Raw genomic sequence first — 2,479 nt, 5'->3', positions numbered from 1 at the left:
ATCTATTAGTAAAGGGTTTTATAAGGGGGTTAAAAAGAGCGGATTTGGTATGAAGGCATCCACGTGGGAACAAGACGCGCTGATTTTGTTGTAGAAAATAAGATTATAGTTGAACTTAAAGCTGTTATTGATTTACAAAATGTCCATCTTGCCCAAGCTAAAAACTATGTAGTTGCTTATGATTTTCCCGTCGGATTATTAATTAATTTTGGCTCAACCAGTTTACAATATAAAAAAGTATTTAATCCCAACTATAATCAGAGAAGACAATAAATATAGCTCCATGTTTTTTATCGTTTTATGTATCCTAATTTTCATATTTTTGTAGTTAAATTATAATTTAACTACAATTCATAAGGGACACCTAAATTCTGCCTTCTGCCTCAAAGAGATAACTTATGTACCTCACAAGTATGGAAACTGCTATATCAATGAATGATTAAGAATATCTGGAAAATACTCTTTTTCTGCAAATAGCTTGGTAAAATACAAGTCCTCTAGAAAATTGAAATTGTTATTAGCAATGATAGTTGATTCATCATCATTATTATTAAAAGAAATTGCCGAGAAAACTTCTCAAGCAGGGAGAAAATTAGGGGGACTTTCAACAAGCGATCGCAACCAAGCAATAGAAGCGATCGCAGTGGCGTTAGAAAATGCTTCAGCGGAAATTATTAAAGCCAATGAACTCGATTGTGAATTAGCAGAAAAAGAAGGTATTTCTATCCCTTTGTATAACCGTTTAAAACTGGGAAAAACTAAGCTTGAAGCTACTATAAAAGGGGTAAGAGATGTTATCAATTTGCCCGATCCTGTGGGTCATATTTCCATCCACAGAGAATTAGATGAGGGTTTAGTCTTAAAAAGGGTTAGTTGTCCTTTGGGGGTATTGGGAATAATTTTTGAAGCACGTCCAGAGGCTTTAATTCAAATTACTACTTTAGCTATAAAATCAGGTAATGGCGTTATTTTAAAGGGAGGAAAAGAAGCCATAAATTCTTGTCAAACTTTAGTAAAGGTTATTCGAGAAGCTTTAGAAAATACTAAAGTTAATCCCGATGCAGTGCAGCTATTAACCACCCGTGAAGAAATTAGACAATTGTTAGATTTAGAGGAATACATTGACTTAATTATTCCTAGAGGATCTAATGAATTTGTAAGATTTATTCAAAACAATACTAATATTCCCGTTTTAGGTCACGCTGATGGAATTTGTCACTTATATATTGACAAAAAAGCTGACTTAGAAACAGCAACTGCCATAACAGTAGATGCTAAAACACAATATCCTGCCGCTTGTAACGCTATCGAAACTTTATTAATTCATGAAAGCATCGCCAGTGAATTTTTACCAAAAATAGCCGATGCTTTAACTTCTCATCAAGTTAGATTAAAAGGGGATCAATTAACACAGAAATATCTCAATATTGAAGCAGCAACAGAAGAAGATTGGAAAACAGAATATAGTGATTTGGTCTTATCGATTAAAATTGTAGACTCCTTAGAAGCAGCAATTAGTCATATTAATACTTACGGTTCAGAACACACCGATGCTATTGTTACAGAAGATAAAAATAGTGCAGAATTATTCATGAATCAAGTAGATGCAGCCGGAGTTTATCATAATTGTTCAACCAGGTTTGCAGACGGTTTTCGCTACGGTTTTGGTGCAGAAGTTGGCATTAGTACCCAAAAAATGCCCCCTAGAGGTCCTGTGGGTTTAGAAGGGTTAGTTACCTACAAATATCAAGTCACAGGAAATGGTCATATTGCTGCTACTTATTCAGGGGAAAATGCTAAACCCTTTACCCACAGAAATATATAATTTTTATCCTTTGATTGTTTGTCTTATAATGTAGAGGAAAATACTAATAAATAAACAGGACAAAATTATGGAAATGTTAATTTCTTTGTTAATTACTGCTATCAGTTTATTGATCATTGCACAACTACCCATAGGTGTAGAAGTAGATAATTTTGGGAAAGCTATAGTAGCTGCGATCGTTTTTGGTATTCTCAATGCTTTAGTAAAACCGGTTCTCGTTTTTTTCAGTATTCCTTTAACTATATTAACATTGGGTTTATTTTTATTGGTTGTTAATGCCATTGTCTTCGGTTTAGCAGCTGCTTTAGTCCGTGGTTTTCGTTTACGTTATGGTTTCTGGAGTGCGCTTTTTGGTTCAATGTGCTTGACTTTTGTGAATAACTTTTTATCGAGATTTATAAACTCAGCTTCCTAATTAAAATCAATAGATAGAGACGCTAAAAATTGCGTCTCTGTAACTACTAAAATATTGAAATTTTAAAGCTAATGGATGAATATAATCAAATTAATTTAAACCTTGACTGGAATCAATTAATCAAAGATTATCAAAAAAATTTTTCTAGCTACCGAGTAAGAGAAAAGAAAAAAAACTATCGAATCTTTGTATCTTCTCAAAAAGCCAGGGGTCACTCGCTGCGAAAACTTAGGCCAAAC

Annotated in this window: 2 protein-coding genes and 1 pseudogene; all 3 read left to right on the top strand. The window is 33.4% G+C overall.

Translation table 11 applies throughout. The features are described from left to right. Positions 1-33: 33 nt before the first annotated feature. A pseudogene (locus P9B04_RS20510) lies at positions 34-273 on the top strand (GxxExxY protein); the annotation flags it as partial. Between the two features lie 250 nt (positions 274-523). Next, positions 524-1,825 carry a glutamate-5-semialdehyde dehydrogenase gene (proA, locus tag P9B04_RS20505; protein ID WP_342056827.1) on the top strand — a complete coding sequence of 434 codons (1,302 nt, stop codon included), beginning with the start codon at positions 524-526 and terminating at the stop codon, positions 1,823-1,825. Between the two features lie 67 nt (positions 1,826-1,892). Then, entirely contained in the window at positions 1,893-2,240 is a 348-nt protein-coding gene (locus tag P9B04_RS20500; RefSeq protein ID WP_342056826.1) for a phage holin family protein, read from the top strand. The last annotated feature ends 239 nt before the right edge of the window (positions 2,241-2,479 follow it).

This window comes from Crocosphaera sp. Alani8 (assembly GCF_038442745.1).
Lineage (GTDB): Bacteria > Cyanobacteriota > Cyanobacteriia > Cyanobacteriales > Microcystaceae > Crocosphaera.
Note: the sequence above shows the minus strand (reverse complement) of the source record. Positions and strands in the feature narration are given on the sequence as shown.

Bases quoted from the DNA above. Each gene is read 5' to 3' on its own strand.
- proA (WP_342056827.1), top strand. From the start codon at position 524: ATGATAGTTGATTCATCATCATTATTATTAAAAGAAATTGCCGAGAAA.
- P9B04_RS20500 (WP_342056826.1), top strand. From the start codon at position 1,893: ATGGAAATGTTAATTTCTTTGTTAATTACTGCTATCAGTTTATTGATC.